Genomic DNA, 24,968 nt, shown 5'->3' with positions numbered 1-24,968 from the left:
CCAATGCCGGCGTTGGTTGAAGAAGGGCGCGCGAAGGTCAATCTGAGCCTTCGCGTGATCGGCCGCCGTGCCGACGGCTATCATGATCTCGAAAGCGTGGTTGCGTTTGCCGACTGTGCCGACCGGCTCACGCTGGAGCCGGGTGGCGAGCTCAGGCTTGCGACCACGGGGCCGCTTGCAGCGGCCTGTGGCGACACGTCGGACAATCTCGTGTTCAAGGCTGCAAAATTGTTGGCCGACGCCGTGCCGAATTTGAAGCTCGGCGCCTTCGCGCTCGACAAGGTCTTGCCGGTCGCAGCCGGTATCGGCGGCGGCTCGGCGGATGCGGCGGCGGCACTGCGCCTGCTGGCGCGTCTCAACAATCTGTCGCTCGATGATCCCAGGCTCCAGGAGGTCGCGCTCGCGACCGGTGCCGATGTGCCGGTGTGCCTGCTCTCGCGTGCCTGCGACATGACCGGGGTCGGAGAGCAGCTGCTGCCGCTGGCGTTGCCGAGCATGCCCTGCGTGATGGTCAATCCGCGCGTGCCGGTCGCGACCAAGGACGTGTTCCAGGCGCTCGGCTTGCGCAATGGTGAGCTCCTGGTCGGCGCGACCTCGGTCCTCGCAGCTCCGGCCTGGCCGGAGGCGGGCGGATCGATCGCCGATTGGGTCGCGGTTCTCGACGCGGTGGCCAACGACCTCGAGGCGCCTGCGATGCGTATCGAGCCAGTGATCGGTGACGTGCTGGGCGCTTTGCGCTCTTCCGCCGGCGTCAAGCTCGCGCGGATGTCAGGCTCGGGCGCGACCTGCTTTGCGATCTACGGCCTGCCCGCCGAGGCGCACGCCGCTGCCGAGAAGATCCGCGCGGATCATCCGGGCTGGTGGGTGCATGCGGGGACATTGAGCTAGCTGTTTCCCGGAAGACGGTGCCGTAGGGGGGCAGAGGCGCGATAGCGCCGTGCCCACCATGTATAGACATGACGCGTTCGAAGGCGTGGGCATTGCCTCCGCCTTCGCTCTTCGAGCTACGGCGGACAAGTCGCTTTGCTCACTCCAGCGTAGCTAACCTGCGCCGTCCTCGGCCAATCCCAAGAATCGCCGGATCTTACCCAGCACCTCCTCAGGCTTGTCGTGCTGCAGCCAGTGGCCGGCGCCGGCGATGGTCTCGATCCGCGCCTCTCGGAAATAGCGCTCCAGTCCCGCCGACCGAGTGCAGGCGAGAAAGCTCTCGCCGGCATTCAGCAGCAGAGTGGGACAAGTGATGCGCGACCACAGGGCGACGTGATCGTCCGGCCAGAGCCGGTGCGGCGCACTGGCGCGCTGGTAGGGATCGAACTTCCAGCTATAGGTGCCGTCTTCATTCTGCCGCGCGCCGTAGGTGGCAAGATGCAGCGCGAGATCACGGGAGAGCCGCTTGTTGTGAAGTATCATCTGCGCGGCCGCGTCCTCGAGGGTCGCATAGCGGCGCGGCGTGCGATCGTGCAGTCTGTCGAGCTGGGCGGCCCATTTGCCGATGCGCTCATGCGTCGGCGGTTTGGGTGAATCCGGCAGCATCGTTACGCCGTCGAGAACGACGAGTTTCGAGACCAGCTCGGGGAATGAACCCGAGAAGATGAGACTCACCATTCCGCCCATCGAATGGCCGATGAGAGTTACTTGGGGCGCCGCGATGCTGCGGACGAGTTGGGTGAGATCGTAGACATACTCGGTCAGCGCGTAGCTGCCGCCCTTGGTCCAGTCGGAATCGCCGTGGCCGCGCAGATCGGGTGCGATCACGTGGAAGTGCGGCTGCAATGAGCGGGCGATGGCGTCCCAGCTCCGGCAATGATCCCGGCCGCCATGGACCAGGATGAGAGGCGGCGCATTCTCGTTGCCCCAATCTGCATAATGCAGACGCAGGCCGTGAGACTCGTAATAGCGGCTTTGCGGGACGGTCATCGTGGCGCTATCCATTCACGGGCCGCCTCGCCAGCGCGAGCGACAGGCCGAGGCCGGCGATGAAGAGCCCTGAGCCTTGCGTCAGGCGACGCATCAGAAGCGGCCGTCCGATCAGCTGCGTGCGGGTCGCGGACGCCATCAGCACCACGCCGATATCGGCGAACGTGTTCAGCGTCACCGAGATGGCGCCAAGCACGATGAATTGCTGCGTGGGGCCTGTTCCCGCGGGATCGAGGAATTGCGGGATGAAGGCGAGGAAAAACGCTGCGGTCTTCGGGTTCAGTGCCTCGACCAGGACCCCGTCGCGGAAGGCGCGCTTGTCGCCGACGGTTTCGCTCCCGAGCGGCCGGGCGTGGCCGGCGCTTCGAAAAGTCTTGATGCCGAGCCAGACCAGATAGAGTGCGCCGACAAATTTCACGGCCGTAAACAGCTCGGCACTCGCCAGGATGATAGCGGAGATGCCGAGGCTGCCGGCGACGACATGAACCAGGCCGCCCAGCGCCGTGCCCGCGGTCGAAGCAAAGCCGCTGGCGCGCCCTTCCGACAAGGTTCGCGCCGCGACGTAGAAGATGCCGGGGCCGGGAATGGCGGCAATGACGAGGGCGGCAGCAAGGAACAGCCAGATATTCGTGTCGATCATCCTGTTTTCGTAGCGCAGCGCGGCGCGATTGCAAGACCTCTCGTCTAGCCCATGCGGCGGAAGATCGCGCTGGCGTTCACTCCGCCGAACCCGAAGCCGTTGGAGATCGCATGCTGCATCGGCATTGGCCGTGCGCGGCCTGCCACGATGTCGATACCGTCAGCCCCTGCGTCGGGGTTCTCGAAATTGAGCGTCGGCGGCGCGATCTGGTCGCGCAGAGCGAGCACCGTGAAGATCGCTTCGAGCCCGCCGGCGGCGCCAAGCAGATGACCGGTGGCCGATTTGGTCGCGCTCACCGCGATGGAATTGCTGCGGCCGAACAGCGCACCGATCGCGCCGAGCTCGCTCTCGTCACCGGCGGGCGTCGAGGTCGCATGCGCGTTGAGGTGCTGCAGATCCGCCGGCGCAAGGTTCGCCTGCCGAAGTGCAATCTCCATGGCGCGACGGGCGCCGTCGCCATCGGGCGGACCCGATGTCATGTGGTAGGCATCAGCTGTGGTGCCGTACCCGACAATCTCGGCGATTGGCTCGGCGCCGCGCGCCAGCGCATGTTCCAGCTCCTCGACCACGAGAATGCCGGCGCCTTCGCCCATCACAAAGCCGTCGCGATCGCGGTCGAACGGGCGCGAGGCGCGCGCCGGCTCGTCGTTGAAGGAACTCGACAGCGCGCGCGCTGCCGCGAAGCCGCCGAGGCTGACGATGTCGATGCAGGCTTCAGTGCCTCCGCAGATTGCGACGTCGGCCTCGCCGGCACGGATCATGCGCGCGGCATCGCCGATTGCCTGCACGCCAGCGGCACATGCGGTGACGGGGGTGCCAAGCGCGCCCTTATAGCCGTATTTGATCGAGACGTGGCCGGCGGCGAGATTGGCGAGGAACGAGGGGATCGTGAAGGGCGAGAGCCGGCGCGCACCGCGCTGCTCGGTGATGCGCACGGCCTCGGCCATCGCCGGGAAGCCGCCGACGCCGGAGGCGATGATCGTCGCGGTTCGCTCCAGGGCCACAGCTTCCCGCGGCATCCATTTGGCCTGTGCCACCGCTTCTGCCGTCGCGAGCAACGCGAACAGAATGAAGCGGTCCATCTTGCGCTGATCCTTTGGTGCCGCAGCCTGTGCCGGATCGAAACCGCCGTCGGCATCATCGGCCTTGTCGGGCACGAGGCCGGCAATGCGTGCCGGCAGCGCCTGCGCCCATTCGGGCAGCGGGCGCAGCCCGCTTTGGCCGGCGAGCAGCCGGCGCCAGGACAATTCGACACCACAGCCGAGCGGCGACACTGCGCCCATTCCCGTCACGACGACACGACGCATATCAGTCTCCATCCGGCGCAATGGCCGGGTTCATGGCTTTGAGCGAAGTGAGCCGCCGCCGCATCAGGCGGCTGGCGCTGGGGCCTGCGATCACCACCGCATTGGCGAGCGTGATCGGCTGCAGGTCGGCGGCATCGACCACGACCGGGTCGAGCGGCCGGCGATCGTCCCGGCTCGCCAGCAGGATGGATTCGCCCTTCGGCGCGAGATGCTTGTTGCCCCAGGCGAGCAGCGTCGCGATGACGGGGAAGAAATCCCGCGCCTTGTCCGTCAGCACATATTCGTAGCGTGGCGGCCGTGCGTTGTAACGGCGACGGACGAACATGCCAGTCTTGGTGAGATGGGCGAGGCGTCGCGACAAGATGTTCGGCGCAATCCCGAGATTGCGCTCGAATTCGTCAAACCGTGTCGAGCCCTGAAGCGCATCCCGCAGGATCAGGATGCTCCACCATTCGCCAACCGTCTCCACGGCGCGGCCGACCGGACATTCCAGGATGGAGGGCAATTTGGGCTGCATGGCAGGAAGGTAGGTTCGTGACTTGCAAAATGCAAGTCACTTGGCGGGCGGGAATGGATGGGAAGGAGAGGGCTGAGGCTGCGACATTGTTTCTGAGAGCTGTCGCCGTGATCAGAGTTGGCGCCGCGGTTTGAGATGCGAGTTGGTGAGCGACGGCCGCGCGTCACGTACCGTCATCGCGAGCACAGCGAAGCAAGCCAGTCCGTTGCCGCGGAGGGGTTCTGGATTGCTTCGGCGCGCTCACAATGACGGTGTTGATGCAGTTGCGACTGCTATCTCCACGGTGTCGTCCCGGCGAAGGCCGGGACCCATAACCACACGGAGTGGTTTGGCGAAGGCTGGCGGTGAAGATGTGTCGGCGCGGTACGCGTACCTCGCGCTGACGAATGGATCGCGCGGGATAGGTCCCGGCCTTCGCCGGGACGACACCGAGGTTTGGGTGCGCAGGCGCCTAAGCGCGTCGCCGCTAATGCGACCGTGCCAGACAGAACGCCACCACCTGCTCCAGCGCGCTCTTCATCGGCGAGGACGGGAACAGCGCCAGCGCATCGACGGCCATGGCGCCGTAGTGCTGGGCGCGGCTCAGCGTATCCTCGAGCGCGCGGTGCTTGTTCATCAGACCGATGGCGTGATCGAGGTCGGCGTCGCCGATCTCGCCGCGCTCGAGCGCCTTGATCCAGAACGCGCGCTCGGTGTCGTTGCCGCGACGGAAGGCGAGCACGACGGGCAGCGTGATCTTGCCCTCGCGGAAATCGTCGCCGGTGTTCTTGCCGAGCTTTGCGCTCTTGCCGCCATAGTCGAGCACGTCGTCGACGAGCTGGAAGGCGATGCCGAGATTCATGCCGACCGAGCGGCAGGCGGTCTGCTCGGCCTTGGGACGGTTGGCGATCACGGGCCCGACCTCGCAGGCGGCCGCAAACAGCTCGGCGGTCTTGCCGCGGATCACGGCGAGATATTCGTCCTCGGTGGTCGCGGTGTTCTTGGCGGCGGCGAGCTGCATCACCTCGCCCTCGGCGATGGTGGCGGCGGCCGCGGAAAGAATGTCCAGCGCGCGCAGCGAGCCGACCTCGACCATCATGCGGAAGGCTTGCCCGAGCAGGAAGTCGCCGACCAGCACGCTCGCCTCGTTGCCCCAGAGCATGCGCGCCGAGAGCTTGCCGCGGCGCATCTCGCTCTCGTCGACGACGTCGTCGTGGAGCAGGGTCGCGGTGTGCATGAATTCGACGGAGGCGGCGAGCTTGATATGGCCGTCGCCGGTGTAACCGGCGAGGTTGGCCATGGCGAGCGTCAGCATCGGCCGCAGCCGCTTGCCGCCGGAGGAGATGAGGTGGTTGGCGACCTCCGGGATCATGGTCACGTCCGACCCGGTCCGCGACAGGATGGTGGCGTTGACGCGCTCCATATCAGGGGCGACAAGGGCAACCAGCTCTTCGATCGACGCGCCGGGAGTTTCGAAAGGTACGATGACGGCCACGCCGGTCTCCAATATTTGCCCCGGAGGGGCTATTCTGACGGAAAGACAATAGAAACTGGACGGGGATGCGGCAAGGCCTGTGGAACCATTGACATTTGCCGTTCACCCCCTTCAGGCAGGAGGCCCGTTTTGCGAGAACTGGTTCGGACCAATGATATCGTGCTGGTGTCGGCGATCGGCGCGCTGCTCGACGGTGCCAACATCCATCATCTGGTGCTGGACCAGAACATGAGCGTCATCGAGGGCTCGCTCGGCGTCCTGCCCCGACGGATCCTGGTCCATGAGGACGATGCCACCGAGGCCCGGCAACTCCTGACCGAGGCCGGGCTCAGCCACGAACTGCGCGGCGATGATTGACGTCGTCACAGATCTCACCGAGGACGCCTTTCTCGGCGGGCAGTTGCTGCTCAAGCAGAAGCGATCCGGTCACCGCGCCGGGCATGACGCCATCTTGCTTGCGGCGGCGACGGAGGCCTGCGACGGCGACCGCGTGGTCGATTTCGGTGCCGGAATCGGCACTGCCGGACTGGCGCTGGGCCGGCGCGTCGCCGGAATCGATCTTTGTCTCGTCGAGATCGATCCGGAGCTGGCCGAACTGGCACGGGCCAATGCGGCGGCGAATGCGATTCCTGCCGACGTGATCGTGCTCGACGTCACGGCCGATGCGCAGGCTTTTGCGGCCCATGGGCTCATGCCAGACAGCGCCGACTGCGTGTTGATGAACCCGCCCTTCAATGATTCCGCGCGGCATCGCGGCTCGCCCGACAAGGCGCGTCACACCGCGCATGTCGCGACGGAGGAGACGCTGCATGCGTGGTTGCATGCAGCGCGGCGGATACTCCGCTCGAACGGCGTGCTGACGCTGATCTGGCGCGCGGATGGGATTGCGGACGTCTTGGCAGCGCTGTCACGCGGTTTCGGCAGCGTGTCGGTCCTGCCGGTTCATGGCGAAGCGGAAAGACCGGCGATCCGCGTGCTGGTGCGTGCCGTCAAGGGCGGCAAGGCGCCGATGCGGTTGCTGCCAGGCCTCATGCTCAATGATGAGTCACGCCTGCCCAAAAAAGAGGTGAGGAATATTCTGGAGGGGAGAGCGGTCTTGCCGCTGGCAAAGCCGTGACGGCTTATTGGGGAAGCGATTCCGACTGCTGCTCTTGCGGGGATGTAAAGCGAATCGCCGTGAAAAGCGCGCCGATCAGCATCAACAGCAGATAGATCTTCATGTCGCTTCCTCCGCTGCCTCATTGCAGCTTCCCAACGGGGATTCTGCAAAACACGTTCCAGCCAACTTCAATGACAGTCGCGTGATAAGAATTGGTTAATCAGGAGTAACGGCATGGCCGAACAATTGAACGATCGCGGGAGTTCCGGCCTGGCCGACAAGCTCATGCAATATCTGCCGGCGCGCTTCCGTCCGGGCACTGCGGTGGTGCCGGTGGTGAGGCTATCGGGCGTCATCGGCGCGGTGACGCCGCTGCGCCCGGGCATGACGCTTGCGGGTCTCGCGCGGGTGCTGGAGCGGGCCTTCTCGGTCCGCAACGCCAAGGCGGTTGCGCTGGTGATCAATTCGCCCGGCGGCTCGCCGGTGCAGTCGCGCCAGATCTATCTGCGCATCAAGCAGCTCGCGGCGGAGAAGAAGCTGCCGGTGCTGGTGTTCGTGGAGGACGTCGCAGCGTCCGGCGGCTACATGATCGCCTGCGCCGGCGACGAGATCTTCTGCGATCCCTCCTCGATCCTCGGCTCGATCGGCGTGGTCGGCGGCAGCTTCGGCTTTCAGGAGGCGATCAAGCGTCTCGGCATCGAGCGGCGCCTTTACACAGCCGGCGCCCACAAGGCGATGCTCGATCCCTTCCTGCCGGAAAACCCCGACGACGTCGCCAAGCTGAAGGCGCTTCAGCGCGAGATCCACCAGATCTTCATCGCGCTGGTGAAGGAGAGTCGGGGTACGCGGCTCAAGGGCGCCGACGACACCCTGTTCACGGGCGAATACTGGGCCGGCGAGACGTCGATCACGCTCGGGCTCGCCGACGGCATCGGCGATCTCCGCTCAACTCTTCGTGCCCGCTATGGCGAGAAAGTTCTCACCCCCGTGATTGCGCAGCCGACCGGGCTGCTGTCTGGCCTGTTGGGGCGGAAATCGCCCGGCGCGGGCCAGCTTTCGGCCATGGAATCAATGGCCGGGCTGCCGGACGAGCTGATCTCGGCGGTCGAGACGCGGGCGATTTGGGCAAAATTCGGGTTCTAGGCGGCGTCCTCCCGCGCCATTTGGCCCCTCGCCGGGCCAATTGCGGCGCGGGGCGGAGTGCGCGAATATGCGTGTGGGGGCTGAGCATGAGACAAGGATCTACCGATGCCGCCGTTCGTCGCATTCGCGGGCGTGCTGGGTGGGCTTGCCGTGGTCCGCTGGGCCTACAAGACCGCACTCAGGATCAATGAGGAGCTGGAGGAGATGCGCCTCTCGCGCGTCGCCGAGGCCGCCCATATGGGGACCATCCAGACGCTGAAGCGTGACCCCGTGACCGGAGCTTATCGGCCGGGGTAGGTACCGTCATTCCGGCGCGCCCTAAGGGCGAACCCGGAATCTCGAGATTCCGGGTTCGATGCTTGCGCATCGCCCCGGAATGACAGCCATTTCCGTCCCCCTTTGCCTTGATTCCCACTGCCGCCGTCGATACGGTCCCGCGCGATTCAAAACCCCCCGCGAGAGCCTGATCTGACGATGGACGCCTCATTGCCCGCCCATATGCGCCCGGACCGCTCGTTCCAGGGCCTGATCCTGGCCCTGCAGCGGTACTGGGCGGATTACGGCTGCGTGATTCTGCAGCCCTACGACATGGAAGTCGGCGCCGGCACCTTTCACCCCGGGACCACCCTGCGCGCGCTCGGGCCGAGGCCGTGGAACGCTGCCTATGTGCAGCCTTCGCGTCGGCCCAAGGATGGCCGCTACGGCGAGAACCCCAACCGGCTCCAGCACTATTATCAGTTCCAGGTCATTCTCAAGCCGTCGCCGCCGAACCTTCAGGAACTGTACCTGAAGTCGCTCGCCGCGATCGGCATCGACAGCGCCATCCACGACATCCGCTTCGTCGAGGACGATTGGGAGAGCCCGACGCTCGGCGCCTGGGGCTTGGGCTGGGAGTGCTGGTGCGACGGCATGGAAGTCAGCCAGTTCACCTATTTCCAGCAGGTCGCTGGCGTGGAATGCGCACCGGTCGCAGGCGAGCTCACCTACGGCCTCGAACGGCTCGCCTGCTATCTGCAAGGCGTCGACCGCATCATGGACCTGAACTTCAACGGCCGCGAAGGCGCCGAGAAGGTCAGCTATCGCGATGTGTTCTTCCAGGCCGAGCAGGAATACTCGCGACACAATTTCGAGCATGCCGACACGGCGATGCTGTTCGAGCAATTCAAGATGGCCGAAGCGGCCTGCAAGAAATACCTCGATGCCGGCTGGCAAAAAAACTCGGAATCCGGCAAGCGCGAGGTCCATCTGATGGCGCTGCCGGCCTATGACCAGTGCATCAAGGCGAGCCATGTCTTCAACCTGCTCGACGCGCGCGGTGTGATTTCGGTGACGGAGCGACAGAGCTACATTTTCCGGGTCCGCGAGCTGGCGAAAGCCTGCGGCGAAGCCTGGGTCCACACCGAAGCCGGTGGAGCGGCCTGATGCCCGATCTTTTGCTTGAACTGTTCTCGGAAGAAATCCCCGCGCGCATGCAGGCCAAGGCGGCGGACGATCTGCGCCGCCTGGTCACCGACAAGCTCGTCGCCGAGGGCCTGGTCTATGAGGGCGCGAAAGCTTTTGCGACGCCGCGTCGTCTTGCGCTCACCGTGCACGGCATTCCTGCGCGCCAGCCCGATCTGAAAACCGAACGCCGCGGTCCGAAAGTCGGCGCGCCCGATGCAGCCGTGCAGGGCTTTCTGAAAGCGACGGGTTTGAACTCGCTGGACGAGGCCAAGATCCAGCGCGATCCCAAGGGTGATTTCTACATCGGACTGATCGAGAAACCCGGCCGCGACGCGATCGACGTGCTCGCCGAAATCCTGCCCGTCATCATCCGTACCTTCCCCTGGCCGAAATCGATGCGCTGGGGCGCGCGCTCGGCCAGGCCCGGATCGCTCAACTGGGTACGTCCGTTGCACGCGATCACCGCGACTTTCGGCCTCGAGACCGAAGAGTCCGATGTCGTGAAGTTCGAGGTCGACGGCATCGAGGCCGGCCAGACCACCTATGGTCATCGCTTCCTCGCGCCGGCTGCGATTTCTGTGCGCCGCTTCGAGGATTACGAAGCCAAGCTCCTGGACGCGAAAGTCGTGCTCGATCCCGAGCGGCGCAAGGACGCAATCCTCACCGACGCCAAGCAGCTTGCCTTCGCGCAAGGCTTTGATCTCGTCGAGGACCAGAACCTGCTCGACGAGGTCTCGGGCCTCGTCGAATGGCCGGTCGTGCTGATGGGCTCGTTCGAGCAGGAGTTCTTGAAGACTCCGGACGAGGTGATCCGCGCCACCATCCGCAATAACCAGAAATGCTTCGTGGTGCGCGATCCCAAGACGGGCAAGCTCGCCAACAAGTTCATCCTGGTCGCCAATATCGAGGCCATCGACGGTGGCAAGACCATCATCGGCGGCAATGAGCGCGTGATCCGTGCGCGGCTCAGCGATGCAAAATTCTTCTACGAGGCCGATCTGAAGACCAGGCTCGAGGACCGGCTGCCGAAGTTCGAGCAGATCGTGTTCCACGAGAAGCTCGGCACGCAAGCCGAGCGCATCAAGCGCATCGAGCGCCTCGCCGCTGAGATTGCGCCGCTTGTTGGCGCCGATGTCGCCAGGGCGAAGCGCGCCGCGCATCTGGCCAAGGCGGATCTGCTGACCGAAGTCGTCGGCGAATTCCCCGAAGTGCAGGGCCTGATGGGCAAGTACTACGCGCTGGCCCAGGGCGAGGACGCGTCCGTCGCCGCCGCCTGCGAGGAGCACTACAAGCCGCAAGGCCCTGCCGATCGCGTGCCGACCGATCCGGTCAGCGTTGCGGTGGCGCTTGCCGATAAGATCGATACGTTGGTCGGCTTTTGGGCCATTGATGAGAAGCCCACAGGATCGAAGGACCCGTATGCGCTGCGCCGTGCGGCGCTGGGCGTCATTCGTTTGATCGCTGAGAACGCTCTGCGCTTGTCGCTGATGAAGGCGGCTGCATCTGCGCTTGCCGGCTTGTCGGTAAAACCTGCGGACGCGCAGAAGCTGCCGAACGATCTGCTCGCCTTCTTCGCCGACCGTCTCAAGGTCCAGCTCCGCGAGCAGGGCGCACGTCACGATCTCGTCGATGCCGTGTTCGCACTCGGCGGCCAGGACGATCTCCTGATGATCGTCCGCCGCGTCGAGGCGCTCGGTAAGTTCCTCGAGAGCGACGACGGCAAGAACCTGCTCGCTGGCACCAAGCGCGCTAGCAACATTCTCTCGATTGAAGAGAAGAAGGACAAGCGGACGTTTGACGGCGCGCCAGACTCCGGGTTGTACAAGGTCGCAGAGGAGGAGAATCTGGCGCATTGGGTGGGCCGCGTTCAGCAAGCCGCGTCAAGCGCTGTTGCGTCCGAAGATTTCGAGGGTGCCATGAGCCATTTGGCAAATTTGCGTCCGCCGGTCGATGCGTTCTTCGACAAGGTGCGCGTCAATGACGACGATGCGAAGGTGCGCGAGAATCGCCTGAAGCTGTTGAACGAGATCCGCAGCGCCACGCGTGCGGTCGCGGATTTCTCGAAGATCCAGGACTGATCTCTTCGCGGATGAGGCCGTCATTCCGGGGCGCGCGAAGCGCGGACCCGGAATCTCGAGGTTCCGGGTTCGGTCCTGCGGACCGCCCCGGAACGACCACGTACAAAAATGCCCCGCCCGGCGGGGGGAAGACCGGGCGGGGCCTGATGTCCGTTTCCACTGCTCGCGTCAGCCTGATTGATGTGACGCGCCGGACATCTAGTTGATCACTAGAAGCCCTAGTCCATCACCTCGACGATGCGCCGCGAGCGTGGCTCGACCAGCACGGTCTCACCGTTGATGACCGTGTAGCGATAGGTCGTCGCACCGAAACGTTGCGGCACGTCATAATAGGTGATGCCGGTTTCAGGTAAGGTGGCACCGACCACGACGCGATCGGGAATGCTGAAGGCCGGGACACGTTGCTCGACCACATAGTCACGGAAGGCCGGCCGCTGCTCGACCGCAATCGTTGGGCCATTGTCGACTACCGCGGGCGCGCGTCCCACTGTGATTCCGGTTTGCGCCTGCGCTGCGACGGGCGAGCCGATCGCGGCCGCGAGCGCTGCAAGGGCAAGAATCCTGTTTCGCATGGGCAACTCCTTCGACGTGGTCTTGCGAAATGGTGTTACGGGAAGCGCCAGCGGCGCGACCGGTTGCCAATGCTGCGCCGCGCGTGATGTTCCGAAAAAGCCGTGCCGCATACGCGGCAATTTCGGGCAGTTTTCGCGAAGCCCGGAACTCGTCGGGCGGCCTGCGCGTCTCTACCCGCGGAACCCGGTCCGCTATGATCGGCCCGCGATTCGCCCTAACGCTCGGAAAGAAAATTCATGCACATCACCGTCGCCCACATCTCGCCGCTTCTGTCGCTGCTTGCGGGCGTGCTCATTTTGATCATGCCGCGCCTGCTCAACCTGATCGTGGCGATTTTCCTCATCATCAATGGTGCGATTGGGCTCGGATTGTTGAAGTGGCTCCATCTCTAGGCCTTCATTTTCCGGAACTCTGACTTGCGCGGGCCCGCCCAAAATGGTGTAAGGCCCGCAATTTCCCGTCCCTCTCGCAGGTTGTGTGCAAGCTATGGCCAAAGCCGCCTCGAAGCCGAATAAAACTGCAGTGAAATCAAAGCCCTCCGCCAAGGCGAAAGCCGCACCGGCGGCCCGCAAGGCGCTCCCCAAGAGCGCCGTGAAGAGCTCCCCGAAGCCGGTCGGCAAGGCTGCTGCCAAGCCGGTTTCGAAGCCGGCGGCCAAGCCCGCCGCGAAAGCTGCGACCAAACCGACTGCGCCGAAGGTTGCGGCCAAGAGCGCGCCGGCCAGGAGTGCACCTGCCAAGAGCGCACCAGCCAAGATCCCGGCCGGCAAGTGGGTCTTCACGTTCGGTGACGGCAAGGCCGAAGGCCGATCGGAGATGCGCGACCTGCTTGGCGGCAAGGGCGCCAACCTCGCCGAGATGGCCAATCTCGGCCTGCCGGTGCCCCCGGGCTTCACCATCCCGACCTCGGTCTGCACCTATTTCTACGCCCACGACAAAACCTATCCCAAGGAATTGCGGTCGCAGGTTGAGAAGGCGCTGGACTATGTCGGCAAGTTGACCGGCAAGGTGTTCGGCGACACCAAGAACCCGCTGCTCGTCTCCGTGCGCTCCGGGGCGCGCGCCTCGATGCCGGGCATGATGGACACGGTGCTCAATCTCGGTCTCAACGACCAGACGGTGGAAGCGCTGTCGGAGCTCTCCGGCGACCGCCGCTTCGCCTATGACAGCTATCGCCGCTTCATCACCATGTATTCCGACGTGGTGCTCGGCTTCGAGCATCATCACTTCGAGGAAATCCTCGACACCTTCAAGGACAGCCAGGGCTACACGCTCGACACCGACCTGTCCGCCGAGGACTGGGTCGAATTGGTCGGCAAGTACAAGGATGCGGTCGCGCGCGAGACCGGCAAGGACTTCCCGCAGGACCCGCATGACCAGCTCTGGGGCGCAGTCGGCGCGGTGTTTTCGTCCTGGATGAATGCGCGCGCGATGACCTATCGCAAGCTGCACGACATTCCGGAATCCTGGGGTACCGCGGTCAACGTGCAGGCCATGGTGTTCGGCAACATGGGCGAGACCTCGGCGACCGGCGTTGCGTTTACCCGCAACCCCTCGACCGGCGAGAGCAAGCTCTACGGCGAGTTCCTGATCAACGCACAAGGTGAGGACGTGGTGGCGGGCATCCGCACGCCGCAGGACATCACCGAGGAGGCGCGCAAGGAGTCCGGCTCCGACAAGGCTTCGATGGAAGCAGCGATGCCGGAGGCCTTCAAGGAGCTGACGCGGATCTACACGCAGCTCGAGAAGCACTACCGTGACATGCAGGACATGGAGTTCACGGTCGAGCGGGGCAAGCTGTGGATGCTCCAGACTCGTGGCGGCAAGCGCACCGCGAAGGCGGCGCTGCGCATCGCGGTCGAGCTCGCCAACGAAGGCCTGATCACCAAGAAGGAAGCGGTGACGCGGATCGATCCCGCTTCGCTCGACCAGTTGCTGCATCCGACCATCGATCCCAACGCCAAGCGCGACGTGATCGCGACCGGCCTGCCGGCGTCGCCCGGCGCGGCCTCGGGCGAGATCGTGTTCTCCTCGGACGAAGCGGCCAAGCTTCAGGGCGACGGGCGCAAGGTCATTCTGGTCCGCATCGAGACCAGCCCTGAAGACATCCATGGCATGCACGCCGCCGAAGGCATCCTGACCACGCGCGGCGGCATGACTTCGCACGCCGCCGTGGTGGCGCGCGGCATGGGCAAGCCCTGCGTCTCCGGCTGCGGCACCATCCGTGTCGATTACGGCCGCGGCACCATGAGCATCGGTTCGCGCACCTTCAAGGCCGGTGACGTCATCACCATCGACGGCTCGCTCGGCCAGGTGCTGGCCGGCCGCATGCCGATGATCGAGCCGGAGCTCTCCGGCGAATTCGGCACGCTGATGAATTGGGCCGACCAGGTCCGCAAGATCGGCGTTCGCGTCAACGGGGATACGCCTGACGATGCCCGCACCGCGATCAAGTTCGGCGCCGAAGGCATTGGTCTGTGCCGCACCGAGCACATGTTCTTCGAGGAGACGCGCATCCGCACGGTGCGCGAGATGATCCTCTCCGAAGACGAACAGTCGCGCCGTGCCGCGCTGGCTAAACTCCTGCCGATGCAGCGCGCCGATTTCGTCGAGCTGTTCGAGATCATGAAGGGCCTGCCCGTCACGATCCGTCTGCTCGACCCGCCGCTGCACGAGTTCCTGCCGCACACCCATGCCGAGGTCGAGGAAGTGGCGCGCGCCATGAACACCGACCCGCGGCGCCTGGCCGACCGTGCGCGCGAGCTGTCGGAGTTCAATCCGATGCTCGGCTTCCGCGGCTGCCGCATCGCGATCGCCTATCCCGAGATCGCCGAGATGCAGGCCCGCGCGATCTTCGAGGCTGCGGTCGAGGCCGAGAAGCGCACCGGCAAGGCCGTGGGCCTCGAGGTGATGGTGCCGCTGATCGCGACCAAGGCCGAGCTCGACCTGGTCAAGGCGCGGATCGACGCCACCGCGAAGGCGGTGATGCGCGACACCAACACCAAGCTCGCCTATCAGGTCGGCACCATGATCGAGCTGCCGCGCGCCTGCCTGCTCGCGGAGGAGATCGCCGAGAGCGCCGAGTTCTTCTCGTTCGGTACCAACGACCTGACGCAGACGACCTACGGCATCAGCCGCGACGATGCCGCTAGCTTCCTCGGTCCCTACGTGACGAAGGGCATTCTCTCAATCGATCCCTTCATCTCGCTGGATCAGGAAGGCGTCGGCGAGCTCGTCAAGATCGGCGTCGCGCGCGGCCGCAAGACGCGCCCGAAGCTCAAGATGGGCATCTGTGGTGAGCACGGCGGCGATCCGGCCTCCGTGGCGTTCTGCCACAATGTCGGCCTCGACTACGTCTCGTGCTCACCGTACCGCGTGCCGATCGCGCGGCTTGCAGCAGCGCAGGCCGCGCTCGGCAAGGCGATTGCGAGCCAGGCGTAGGGCAGGACGGCATACGAGATGCGAAAGAGGCGGGGCCCAGCCCCGCCTCTTTTTATTTGCGGTCTCTCTCTCCACGTCGTCATCGCGAGCGCCGCACACTCGCTGTCATCGCCTGGCTTGACCGGGCGATCCAGTACTCAAGACGGCAGCGACTGAACCGAGAAGCAGCGGCGAACTGGATGTCCCGCTTTCGCGTGGCGTGACACCGGCTATGTGGATGCGTCGTGTCAACAACGGAACTCATCACGCGTCCCGTAACGATACGTGTGCGCGAGAATTGTCAGCAAGAGTTCCTTCACCATTCGCGTTGACCACTTGTTTACCGCTTCAGATGAGCCGGCATTTACCAACGCACAGCATCGCCCCGTGAAAACACCTGACATCGCTTGAGTGTGTCGGCTGCGCAACGGCGATTAACGCCCCGGCAACCTAAATTAGATACTCACGATAAAGATCGAATTGCACGGATGTACTGCGGCTCGATTGTTCTGGTGTAAGCGTAGCGTGAGCGTAACGATGTTTGTGTTGCGTAACCATCCGAAGGGCGCGCGGTTCGCGTCCTTCGGCATCGGTCTCCTGGTCTTCGCATTGATGCCGCGAGAGACCGGTTATCAGGACATTGGCTCGCTGCTGGCGCGTCAGCCCGGCGTTGCCGAGCGCTGGCAGAAGCAGGTGTTCTCTGCGGCCTCGTCCATTCAGCTTGCCACGTACAGCTTCTCGCGCCCGATCGGGACCTCCGCGCCGCAGAGCGCAATGGTTCGCCTCGCAAGCCTCGACGGCCGTGACGTTACCGGTTCGATCTCGCGCAACCCGGTGCTCCAGGCGCCTGCGCGTTACCAGGCCTCCGATTTCCCCAAGGTCGATCGCGCGCTGAAGGGCGATCGTCTCGCCACCGTGACACCCGTGCCTGAGACGGCCGCTCCCACTGCCGCGCCTGCGCCGCAAGATCCCGCCACCTCGAACAGCTCCGTGTTCGGCGCCAAAACGGCTCAGCTGCCGGTCTCGCAGCCGCAGGCGATGTCGCCGGAATCCGCGGCGGCGCTCGATCCCGAGCTTCAGGAGGCGATGCGCGCGCCGCCTCTGCCGCAATATGCCAATCCGCCGAAGGCCGACGACAATGCGCTGTCCTTCGCGGCCCAGCCGCTCGACGCCCTGAAGCAGACGACGGTCGCCGCCCCGCCGCGCGATCCCTTCAGCGTGAAGACCTCGAACCTGTTCTTCGGCAGCTCCTCGCTCGGCGGCTCCGCCGAGAGCATCGAGAGCTGGCAGCCCGGCGCCGAGCCGCTGATCGTGATGCCCGACCCCGATATGAAGCTGGCCTCGCTGTCGCCGCCGAACGAGGACGTCGGAAACGCGACCGAAAGCGGCGAGAGTGTCGCGCCGAAGGGCGAGGTCAATGCCGACAACCAGCGCGCCAAATCGCCGGCCGAGCGGCTCGCGCTCGACGACAAGTCGCGCGCGAAGTCCGAGAAGTGTCTCGCCGAGGCGGTCTATTTCGAATCCCGCGGCGAGGCCGTGCGCGGCCAGATCGCGGTCGCGCAGGTCGTGATGAACCGCGTGTTCTCCGGCAAGTATCCGGACACCGTGTGCGGCGTCGTCTATCAGAACAAGTACCGGCACTTTGCCTGCCAGTTCACCTTCGCCTGCGACAATAATCCCGACGTGATCCGCGAGCCCGAGATGTGGGATCGCGCCAAGAAGATCTCGAAGGCGATGCTCGACGGCCAGATCTGGCTGCCCGAGGTCGGCAAGTCCACGCACTACCACGCCTATTGGGTGCGCCCGTCCTGGGTCGCCGAGATGAAGAAGATGTACAAGTTCGGTGTGCACACCTTCTACCGGCCGCGAAACTGGGGCGACGGCAGCGAGGAGCCGAGCTGGGGCACGCCGGCGCAGACCGCCGCGCTTTCGGCGGAGCTCGTCCAGGAAGCCAAAAGCTCAGCCGAGATGGGCGTGACCGAGCGGCGGTAGTGTCTCCACAGCGTCATGGCCGGGCTTGCCCCGGCCATCCACGTTCTTAGGCACGCGCAGCAAGGTCGTGGATGCCCGGGACAAGCCCGGGCATGACGACTTAGTACAAGTATCGCTGCCTCAAGCCTCAATATCCAGCGCGCAGTCGAAATTCGGCGCGGAATGCGTCAATGCGCCGGATGAGGCATAATCGACGCCGGTCGCCGCGATCGCGGGAATGGAGTCCAGCGTAACCCCGCCGGAAGCCTCGAGCGCGACGCGGCCTTCCGTCATCCGCACTGCCTCGCGCAGCGTCGCGATATCCATGTTGTCGAGCAACACCGCTTCGGCCAGGCCGGTATCGAGCACCTCGCGGAGCTGGGCGAGCGTGTCCACCTCGATCTCGATCTTGACGAGATGGCCGGCATGGGCGCGGGCGCGCTCCAGCACGGGGCGAATGCCGCCGGCGACTGCGATGTGGTTGTCCTTGATCAGGATCGCGTCGTCGAGGCCGAAGCGATGGTTGAATCCGCCGCCGCAACGCACCGCGTATTTCTCCAGCGCTCTTAATCCCGGCGTGGTCTTTCGCGTGCAGCAGATGCGCATTCTGGTGCCCTCGGTGCGCGCGACATAGGCGGCCGTGAGCGTGGCGACGCCGGAGAGACGACCGACGAAATTCAGCGCGGTGCGTTCTGCGGTGAGAATGGCGCGAGCCGGCCCTGAAATCGTCAACACCTGCTGCCCGCGGGCGACGCGGGCAGCGTCGCGGACATGCGCGCGCACCTCAATGTCGGACGAGAGCTTTTGCAGCGTCGCTACCGCGAGCGGCAGGCCTGCGATGATGCCGGACTGGCGTGCGACCAGGACGGCCTGCGCTTTGGTCGCTTCGGGAATCGTCGCGAATGAGGTGATGTCCCCGGCGCGGCCGAGATCTTCGTCAAGGGCGCGATGCACGGCCTCATCGATGGCGAGCGGGGAGAGGAAGGCGTCGGGATCAAGCAGGGAAGTCGGAGCGGTCATGGGATTTCCTTCACGCGGTCATGGTTTGCGCGATTCGCGGCGTTGAATGCTCGGTGAGGCCGTTCGCGACCTCGCGCGCAGCGGCCAGTGTCGTCATGGTTCGCTGCGCCAGCGCAGGGACATCCGTCGGATGGTCGGAGCGGAAGTGCGCGCCGCGACTCTCGCACCGGCTCCAGGCCGCGGACGCAACGAGCAGCGCCGCTGTCGCCATGTTGCGGACCGGGATGCTCGTGGCCGAGTGTTCGAGCGCGGCAAAACTGCGCACGGCTTCTGCGAGTCCGTCGCGTTCCCGGATCACACCGACATGCGCGCTCATCATCGCCCGCAGCCGCTTCACAGCGCTTGCATCCGGCGCGCTGCTGCGCGGCGTTACCAACGCTTCGGGCAGGCGGGCAGGCGAGGAGATCGTGCGGCCTGCGATGTCGTCGGCGATGCGTGCGGCATAGACCACGGCCTCCAGCAGCGAATTGGAGGCGAGCCGGTTGGCGCCATGCGCGCCGGTGGACGACACTTCGCCACCGGCCCAGAGGCCGTCGATCGAGCTGCGACCGCGCGCGTCCACCGCGATGCCGCCCATGTGGTAGTGCACGGCCGGCGCGATCGGGATCGCCTGCTTCGCCGGATCGATGCCGGCGGCGATGCAGCTTGCATGCACGGTTGGGAATTTGTCGGCGAAATGCGCGCCCAGCGCCTGCCGTCCATCGAGGAAGGCTCTGCGTCCTGCCGCGATCTCGGCGAACACGCCGCGCGCCACGATATCGCGCGGCGCCAGCTCGGCGAGCGGATGACGCGCCGCCATGAAGCGTTCGCCCTCGCTGTTGATCAGTGTCGCGCCTTCGCCGCGCAACGCCTCGGTCGCCAGCGGCGCCGGATCGCGGCCGACCATGATGGCGGTTGGGTGGAACTGCACGAACTCGGGGTCGGCGATCACAGCACCGGCGCGCGCGGCAATCGCGAGGCCCGATCCATTGGCTTCAACCGGATTGGTGGTGACGGCATAGAGATGGCCGATACCACCAGTGGCAAACACGACGGCGCGCGAGGCGATCATCACGGGCCTCGCTGCGAAATTACCGGCCTCGCGTAGCTGAAGTCCGGTGACGGCGCCGTCCTCGGTGAGCAGCGCTTCGGCAGAAAAACCTTCGATCAATCGGATCGACGGCGTACGCCGCACGGCCTCGCTGAGCGCTGCGATGATCGCCGCGCCCGCACCGTCGCCGCGTACGTGCACGATCCGCCGCGCCGAGTGCGCGGCCTCGCGCCCGACCGCAAGCCGGCCCTCGATATCGCGATCGAACGGCACGCCGTAGCTGAGCAAATCGTGAATTCGCGGCGCAGCCTCGCGCGCGATCCCGAGCGCGACTGCCTGATCGACGATGCCGCCACCGACCGCGATGGTATCGGCGGCATGGGCTTCCGGACTGTCGCCATCGGCGACCGCGGCCGCAACGCCGCCTTGCGCCCATGCAGACGACGCGCCCTGTCCGAGCGGCGCCGCCGAGATCAGCGTCACCGGCCGCGGCGCGAGTTTCAGCGCGCAAAACAGTCCGGCCAGGCCACCGCCGACGATCACGACGTCGTCGGTCGAGCGGGTGAGATTATGGATGGTGTTTGTCATGGTTCTTTCCTCGTCGTCGTCCCGGCGAAGGCCGGGACCCATACTCCGCGGCAGTTGTTGGTTTGCAGAGCTGTGTAACGCTGTTCTTCGCAACCACACCTTCCTGTGGTTATGGGTCCCGGCCTTCGCCGGGACGACACTGTTCGTGTTGCGCCATTTCGCCCTCAATTCTTCAGATTGATCATCCGCTCGATCGAACGCCGCGCCCGTTCTGCGAGCGCCGGATCAATCGTCACCTCTTCGCCGAGCGTCAGCAGGCTCTCCAAAATATTGGACAGCGTGATGCGCTTCATGTGCGGGCAGAGATTGCAGGGACGCAGCATCTCCACATCCGGCAGCTCGGCGCGGACATTGTCGGCCATCGAGCATTCCGTGATCATCACGAGGCGCTTCGGACGCTTCTCGCGGACCCAGTTGATCATGTGCGCGGTGGAGCCGGTGAAGTCGGCTTCCGCCAGCACGTCCGGCGGGCATTCGGGGTGCGCGATGATCTGCACGGAGGGATCGGCGTCGCGGAAGGCGCGCAGCTCGTCGGCCGTGAAGCGCTCGTGCACCTCGCAGGCGCCTTTCCAGGCAATGATCTTCACGTCAGTCTTCGAGGCCACATAGGTCGCGAGGTAGCGATCGGGCAGGAAGATTACGCTCGGGGCGTTGAGGCTCTCCACCACTTGCACCGCGTTCGACGAGGTGCAGCAGATGTCGACCTCGGCTTTCACCTCCGCCGACGTGTTGACATAGGCAACCACGGGCACGCCGGGGAATTTTTCGCGGAGCAGGCGCACGTCGGCGCCGGTGATGCTGGCGGCGAGCGAGCAGCCGGCGCGAGAGTCCGGGATCAGCACCGTCTTGTCCGGATTGAGCAGCTTCGAGGTCTCCGCCATGAAGTGCACGCCACACTGCACGATGACATCGGCCTTCACCTTGGTGGCCTCGACGGCGAGCTGGAGCGAGTCGCCGCCGATATCGGCGACGCCGTGAAAGATCTCCGGCGCCTGGTAGTTGTGCGCGAGGATCACCGCATTGCGCGTCCGCTTCAGCTGATTGATCGCGTGAATCGTCGGCGCCATCAGCGGCCATTCGATCGGCGGGATCACATGCTTGACGCGGTCGTAGATCGGCGCGGTGGCGCGCTCGACCTCGCTTGTCCATTCCAGCGAGGGGCTTGGCAGGACGGCTTTTGTTTGCACCGGCACTGCCGGCGCGGCGGTCGCTTGCCCCGGCGGCCGATTGGCGAAATCGTCGGGACCGAAAATTCCAGTGATCGGCATCGTAGCCTCCCATATGAACAATTATGCTCAATATGAGTATATATAAAGCCTGAGAAATCCGGCCGAGAGGCCGGGCGGATGTCCTCAGAGCTCAGATATGCTCAATATGAGTAAATAGAACATAACACGGCCCGGACAGCGCCGCTAGGTCTCCTCGCACACATTCCCGTCAAGTCACGCCAGCGAAAGGCCGCGATGAAACGCAATGCTCCCGCGGCAGCCCCGCAGGGAACGCAACCATTTTCGACTTGGGCGTTTCATGCATTTGCATTAAACCTCGGACGCGCGGTTACCTATTCCGGATCCGCCAAGGGCGATGAGGAACACCATGTCGATACAAGCGGGCGAACTCGGTCCGGCCTCGCATTCCTCCAACTGGCGCACGCCGGCCGTCATCATCCTCTGCGGCTGCGCCATCGGCATGCTCGGCTTCGGTCCGCGCTCGGCGCTGGGCTTCTTCGTGCAGCCGATGAGCCATGAGTTCGCCTGGGGCCGCGACGTGTTCGGCCTCGCCATCGCCGTGCAAAATCTGTTGTGGGGATTGGGCCAGCCATTCGCGGGCGCGGTCGCCGATCGCTTCGGCCTGTTTCGCGTGATGTGCGTCGGCGCGCTGCTTTATGCCGGCGGCCTCTTGCTGATGCGCTATTCGTCGACGCCGTTATCGCTCAACATCGGCGCGGGCGTGATGGTTGGTTTCGGTCTGGCAGGCTGCTCGTTCAACCTGGTACTGTCGGCGTTCACGAAACTCCTGCCGGCCGAGAAGCGTGGCCTTGCGCTTGGCGCCGGTACCGCGGCGGGCTCGCTCGGCCAGTTCCTGTTCGCGCCGATCGGCGTGGCGCTGATCGACAGTTTCGGTTGGCAGCAGGCGCTCAGCGTATTCGGCTTCCTGATGCTGCTGATCATCCCACTGGCACTCGCCATTTCGACGCCGCCGGTCGCGGGCAGCGCCAGCTCGACACCTGCGGATCAGCAGACCATCACGAAGGCGCTCGCGGAGGCTTTCGGCCATCGCTCCTACGTGCTGCTGGTGCTCGGCTTCTTCACCTGTGGCTTCCAGCTTGCCTTCATCACCGTGCATCTGCCGGCGTTCCTGGTCGACCGCGGCATCTCGACGCAAACCGGCGGCTGGGTGATCGCGGCGATCGGCCTGTTCAACATCATGGGCTCGCTCAGCGTCGGTTATCTCCAGAACTCGCTGCCGAAGCGCTACATCCTCTCGACGATCTATCTCACCCGTGCGTTGGCGACGCTCGCCTTCATCTCGTTCCCGATCACGCCGTTCTCGGCGATCGCGTTCGGTGCGGTCTCCGGCCTGACCTGGCTGTCGACGGTGCCGCCGACATCGGCGCTGGTGGCGTTGATGTTCGGCACGCGGTGGCTCGCCACGCTCTATGGCTTCGCCTTCGTCAGCCATCAGGTCGGCGGCTTCCTCGGTGTCTGGTTAGGGGGCATCGTGTTCGAGAAGTTCGGTTCCTACACGCCGATCTGGTGGCTCTCGATCCTGTTCGGCGTCCTCTCGGCGCTGATCAACCTTCCGATCGTGGAGAAGCCCGTTGCACGAGCGGTTGCGCAGCCTGCCTGATCGGCTAAACATCCCGGTCGAACAAGTCAGGGAGTTCAAGCCGTGGCCACATTCAAGGCGATCCGCATCGACAAGGCCGACAAGGGCACCACCACGCAGCTTGCGCAGTTCGACGAAGCCGAGCTGATGGATGGCGACGTCACCGTCCACGTGGAATGGTCGACGCTGAACTACAAGGACGGCCTCGCGCTGACGGGCAAGGCACCCGTGGTGCGTCGCTTTCCGATGATCGCCGGCATCGATTTCGCCGGCACGGTCGAAGCCTCGTCCCATCCGCAATGGAAGGCGGGCGACAAGGTCGTCTGCACCGGCTGGGGCATGGGCGAGACCCATCTCGGCGCCTATGCCGAGAAGGCGTGGGTCAAGGGTGACTGGCTGGTCGCTCTGCCGCAGGGCCTGTCGGCACGCGATGCCATGGCGATCGGCACTGCCGGCTTCACCGCGATGCTCTCGGTGCTGGCGCTGGAGAAGCACGGTCTATCGCCGAAGAGCGGGCCTGTTGTCGTGACCGGCGCGGCCGGCGGCGTCGGCTCGGTTGCCACGGCCGTGCTGTCCAAGCTCGGCTATCACGTCATCGCCTCCACCGGCCGCGCGTCCGAGGCCGATTATCTGAAGAGCCTCGGCGCCGCTGAGGTGATCGACCGTAGTGAACTGTCGGCACCGGCAAAGCCGCTGGCCAAGGAGCGCTGGGCGGGTGGCGTCGACAGCGTCGGCTCGACCACGCTCGCCAATTTGCTGTCGATGACGAAGTATGGCGGCGCCATCGCCGCCTGCGGTTTGGCCGCCGGCATGGACCTGCCGTCTTCTGTCGCACCCTTCATTTTGCGCGGAGTGTGCCTTCTTGGCATCGATTCCGTGATGTGCCCGATCGAGCCGCGAAGGGTCGCCTGGCAGCGCCTGGCCTCCGACCTGGATCGGGCGAAACTATCTGAAATAACTAAGGAAATTCCGCTCGACGAAGTTCCGGAATGGGGCGCTAAGATCCTCGCGGGCGCGGTCCGCGGCCGCATCGTGGTAAAAATTGTCTAACGGCGTTCAGACTTTACCAACCAAGCTGCTTCAATGTCGCCATGGTTAGTATGGTAAGCAGCGGGTAAAGAGATAAGGCATCGCCCGCTGCGGGGGTTTGGTTCGGAGTTGAGCATGCTTGCGCGTATTGTGTTGGGGGCTGTCACGGCAGTCGTGACGTTTGCGCCGGCCATCGCCCTGGCCGGGAGTATGAACGCGGATGAGGCGCGGCGTTTCGTTGCCGGCAAGGTGTTCGCTTTCACCTGTTTCGACGGCACCCGCGGTGCAGGCCGTATCCTCGACGATCTCGGCGCCGCTGGCGCGGTGCAGTTCTCGGGCTCTGGCCCGGTGCGCCATCTCCGCCTGCCCGGCAACACGCTCCAGATCCGTGGCCAGAATGTCTGCGCATCGATCAAGGGCATTCCGTTCGAGCCTTGTTTCAACCTGGAAAAGACCGACGATCGCAGCTTCCGCGGCTCGGTCTCGGGCATGGGTTTCGCCTATTGCGACTTCCACCATCAGGGCGGCAATCAGATGCTGATGGCGCGCGCCGTGGCGCGGCCGCGCTCGCTGCGGGCGCCCGAGCACACCGGTTCGGTCACCACATCGAGCACCGAGGTCGCCGCGCGCGTCGAGACGCCTCGGGTCGAGAGCAGCCGGATCGAGCCGGTGAGGTCGGAAGCGAAGTCCGAGCCGGCGAAGAACGAAGGCCCGCTAGAATTGCGTCGTTCGACCGAGTGACGTGCAGCAGCGAAACTGCGCACGCAATTTACCTGCCTTTGACGAATGTATCGCACGCGAAGCCGCGCGCCGTAATCATACGGCCCGCGGTTTTTATGCCTTGGTAGCGACTCGCCCCCCAGCTTGCGTGACGGCCGGGGGGCGGTCCCTAC

The 24,968-nt window shown here is 65.0% G+C and carries 22 protein-coding genes; 13 read left to right on the top strand and 9 right to left on the bottom strand.

Going from position 1 to position 24,968, the window contains the following annotated elements; all coding sequences use genetic code 11:
- Window positions 1–3: 3 nt before the first annotated feature.
- Entirely contained in the window at window positions 4–888 is an 885-nt protein-coding gene (locus tag ACWAT4_RS31825; RefSeq protein WP_212297592.1) for a 4-(cytidine 5'-diphospho)-2-C-methyl-D-erythritol kinase, read from the top strand.
- Between the two features lie 153 nt (window positions 889–1,041).
- Here ACWAT4_RS31825 and ACWAT4_RS31820 read toward each other — a convergent pair whose 3' ends face one another.
- The 5 genes from ACWAT4_RS31820 to ACWAT4_RS31800 form a co-directional block, all read right to left on the bottom strand.
- Window positions 1,042–1,917, bottom strand: a complete 876-nt coding sequence (locus ACWAT4_RS31820; RefSeq protein ID WP_212297593.1) for an alpha/beta fold hydrolase — start codon at window positions 1,915–1,917, stop codon at window positions 1,042–1,044.
- 7 nt (window positions 1,918–1,924) lie between these two features.
- Window positions 1,925–2,557, bottom strand: coding sequence for a LysE family translocator (locus ACWAT4_RS31815; RefSeq protein WP_212297594.1), 633 nt, complete (start codon window positions 2,555–2,557; stop codon window positions 1,925–1,927).
- A gap of 44 nt (window positions 2,558–2,601) precedes the next feature.
- A complete protein-coding gene (gene fabF / locus ACWAT4_RS31810; protein ID WP_212297595.1) occupies window positions 2,602–3,864 on the bottom strand; it encodes a beta-ketoacyl-ACP synthase II in 1,263 nt (420 codons plus the stop codon).
- A gap of 1 nt (window position 3,865) precedes the next feature.
- The gene (locus ACWAT4_RS31805; protein WP_212297596.1) at window positions 3,866–4,381 is read right to left on the bottom strand and encodes a winged helix-turn-helix transcriptional regulator; all 516 of its coding nucleotides are present in this window, start codon (window positions 4,379–4,381) and stop codon (window positions 3,866–3,868) included.
- A gap of 466 nt (window positions 4,382–4,847) precedes the next feature.
- The gene (locus ACWAT4_RS31800) at window positions 4,848–5,855 is read right to left on the bottom strand and encodes a polyprenyl synthetase family protein (protein ID WP_194463797.1); all 1,008 of its coding nucleotides are present in this window, start codon (window positions 5,853–5,855) and stop codon (window positions 4,848–4,850) included.
- Window positions 5,856–5,984: 129 nt separating this feature from the next.
- Between ACWAT4_RS31800 and ACWAT4_RS31795 the strand changes: the two genes are divergently transcribed.
- From ACWAT4_RS31795 to glyS, 6 genes are all read left to right on the top strand, one after another.
- Window positions 5,985–6,212, top strand: a complete 228-nt coding sequence (locus ACWAT4_RS31795; RefSeq protein ID WP_212297597.1) for a putative signal transducing protein — start codon at window positions 5,985–5,987, stop codon at window positions 6,210–6,212.
- Window positions 6,205–6,972, top strand: coding sequence for a tRNA1(Val) (adenine(37)-N6)-methyltransferase (locus tag ACWAT4_RS31790; RefSeq protein ID WP_212297598.1), 768 nt, complete (start codon window positions 6,205–6,207; stop codon window positions 6,970–6,972). Before ACWAT4_RS31795 ends, ACWAT4_RS31790 begins: the two co-directional genes overlap by 8 nt.
- Before the next feature lie 216 nt (window positions 6,973–7,188).
- On the top strand, window positions 7,189–8,097 hold the full coding sequence (locus ACWAT4_RS31785) for a S49 family peptidase (RefSeq protein ID WP_212297599.1): 909 nt from the start codon (window positions 7,189–7,191) through the stop codon (window positions 8,095–8,097).
- A gap of 105 nt (window positions 8,098–8,202) precedes the next feature.
- Entirely contained in the window at window positions 8,203–8,394 is a 192-nt protein-coding gene (locus ACWAT4_RS31780) for a hypothetical protein (RefSeq protein ID WP_212297600.1), read from the top strand.
- Window positions 8,395–8,571: 177 nt separating this feature from the next.
- Entirely contained in the window at window positions 8,572–9,519 is a 948-nt protein-coding gene (locus tag ACWAT4_RS31775; protein ID WP_212297601.1) for a glycine--tRNA ligase subunit alpha, read from the top strand.
- Window positions 9,519–11,618 (top strand): glycine--tRNA ligase subunit beta, encoded by a 2,100-nt coding sequence (glyS, locus tag ACWAT4_RS31770; protein ID WP_449728963.1) that lies wholly within the window; start codon window positions 9,519–9,521, stop codon window positions 11,616–11,618. Before ACWAT4_RS31775 ends, glyS begins: the two co-directional genes overlap by 1 nt.
- A gap of 218 nt (window positions 11,619–11,836) precedes the next feature.
- Here glyS and ACWAT4_RS31765 read toward each other — a convergent pair whose 3' ends face one another.
- Window positions 11,837–12,190, bottom strand: a complete 354-nt coding sequence (locus ACWAT4_RS31765) for a DUF1236 domain-containing protein (protein ID WP_212297603.1) — start codon at window positions 12,188–12,190, stop codon at window positions 11,837–11,839.
- A gap of 237 nt (window positions 12,191–12,427) precedes the next feature.
- Here ACWAT4_RS31765 and ACWAT4_RS31760 point away from each other — a divergent pair, with 237 nt between their 5' ends.
- The 3 genes from ACWAT4_RS31760 (at window position 12,428) to ACWAT4_RS31750 (ending at window position 17,600) form a co-directional block, all read left to right on the top strand.
- Entirely contained in the window at window positions 12,428–12,583 is a 156-nt protein-coding gene (locus ACWAT4_RS31760; protein ID WP_014497329.1) for a DUF3096 domain-containing protein, read from the top strand.
- 94 nt (window positions 12,584–12,677) lie between these two features.
- Window positions 12,678–15,629, top strand: a complete 2,952-nt coding sequence (gene ppdK / locus ACWAT4_RS31755; RefSeq protein WP_212445005.1) for a pyruvate, phosphate dikinase — start codon at window positions 12,678–12,680, stop codon at window positions 15,627–15,629.
- A gap of 516 nt (window positions 15,630–16,145) precedes the next feature.
- A complete protein-coding gene (locus tag ACWAT4_RS31750) occupies window positions 16,146–17,600 on the top strand; it encodes a cell wall hydrolase (protein WP_212297605.1) in 1,455 nt (484 codons plus the stop codon).
- 120 nt (window positions 17,601–17,720) lie between these two features.
- Here the strand turns inward: ACWAT4_RS31750 and nadC are convergent, their stop codons facing one another.
- The 3 genes from nadC to nadA all read right to left on the bottom strand — a co-directional run bounded on the left by nadC (window position 17,721) and on the right by nadA (window position 21,485).
- Window positions 17,721–18,599, bottom strand: a complete 879-nt coding sequence (gene nadC / locus ACWAT4_RS31745) for a carboxylating nicotinate-nucleotide diphosphorylase (RefSeq protein WP_212297606.1) — start codon at window positions 18,597–18,599, stop codon at window positions 17,721–17,723.
- 10 nt (window positions 18,600–18,609) lie between these two features.
- Window positions 18,610–20,217, bottom strand: a complete 1,608-nt coding sequence (locus tag ACWAT4_RS31740) for an L-aspartate oxidase (RefSeq protein ID WP_449728962.1) — start codon at window positions 20,215–20,217, stop codon at window positions 18,610–18,612.
- A gap of 164 nt (window positions 20,218–20,381) precedes the next feature.
- Complete coding sequence (gene nadA, locus ACWAT4_RS31735) at window positions 20,382–21,485, bottom strand: quinolinate synthase NadA (RefSeq protein WP_449728961.1); 1,104 nt, start codon at window positions 21,483–21,485, stop codon at window positions 20,382–20,384.
- Window positions 21,486–21,813: 328 nt separating this feature from the next.
- Here nadA and ACWAT4_RS31730 point away from each other — a divergent pair, with 328 nt between their 5' ends.
- From ACWAT4_RS31730 to ACWAT4_RS31720, 3 genes are all read left to right on the top strand, one after another.
- Window positions 21,814–23,067 (top strand): MFS transporter, encoded by a 1,254-nt coding sequence (locus ACWAT4_RS31730; RefSeq protein ID WP_449728960.1) that lies wholly within the window; start codon window positions 21,814–21,816, stop codon window positions 23,065–23,067.
- A 42-nt stretch (window positions 23,068–23,109) separates the two neighbouring features.
- The gene (acuI, locus tag ACWAT4_RS31725; protein WP_449728959.1) at window positions 23,110–24,096 is read left to right on the top strand and encodes an acrylyl-CoA reductase (NADPH); all 987 of its coding nucleotides are present in this window, start codon (window positions 23,110–23,112) and stop codon (window positions 24,094–24,096) included.
- Window positions 24,097–24,210: 114 nt separating this feature from the next.
- Window positions 24,211–24,816 (top strand): hypothetical protein, encoded by a 606-nt coding sequence (locus ACWAT4_RS31720; protein ID WP_212297611.1) that lies wholly within the window; start codon window positions 24,211–24,213, stop codon window positions 24,814–24,816.
- The last annotated feature ends 152 nt before the right edge of the window (window positions 24,817–24,968 follow it).

The organism is Bradyrhizobium sp. T-1, from assembly GCF_053592855.1.
Note: the sequence above shows the minus strand (reverse complement) of the source record. Positions and strands in the feature narration are given on the sequence as shown.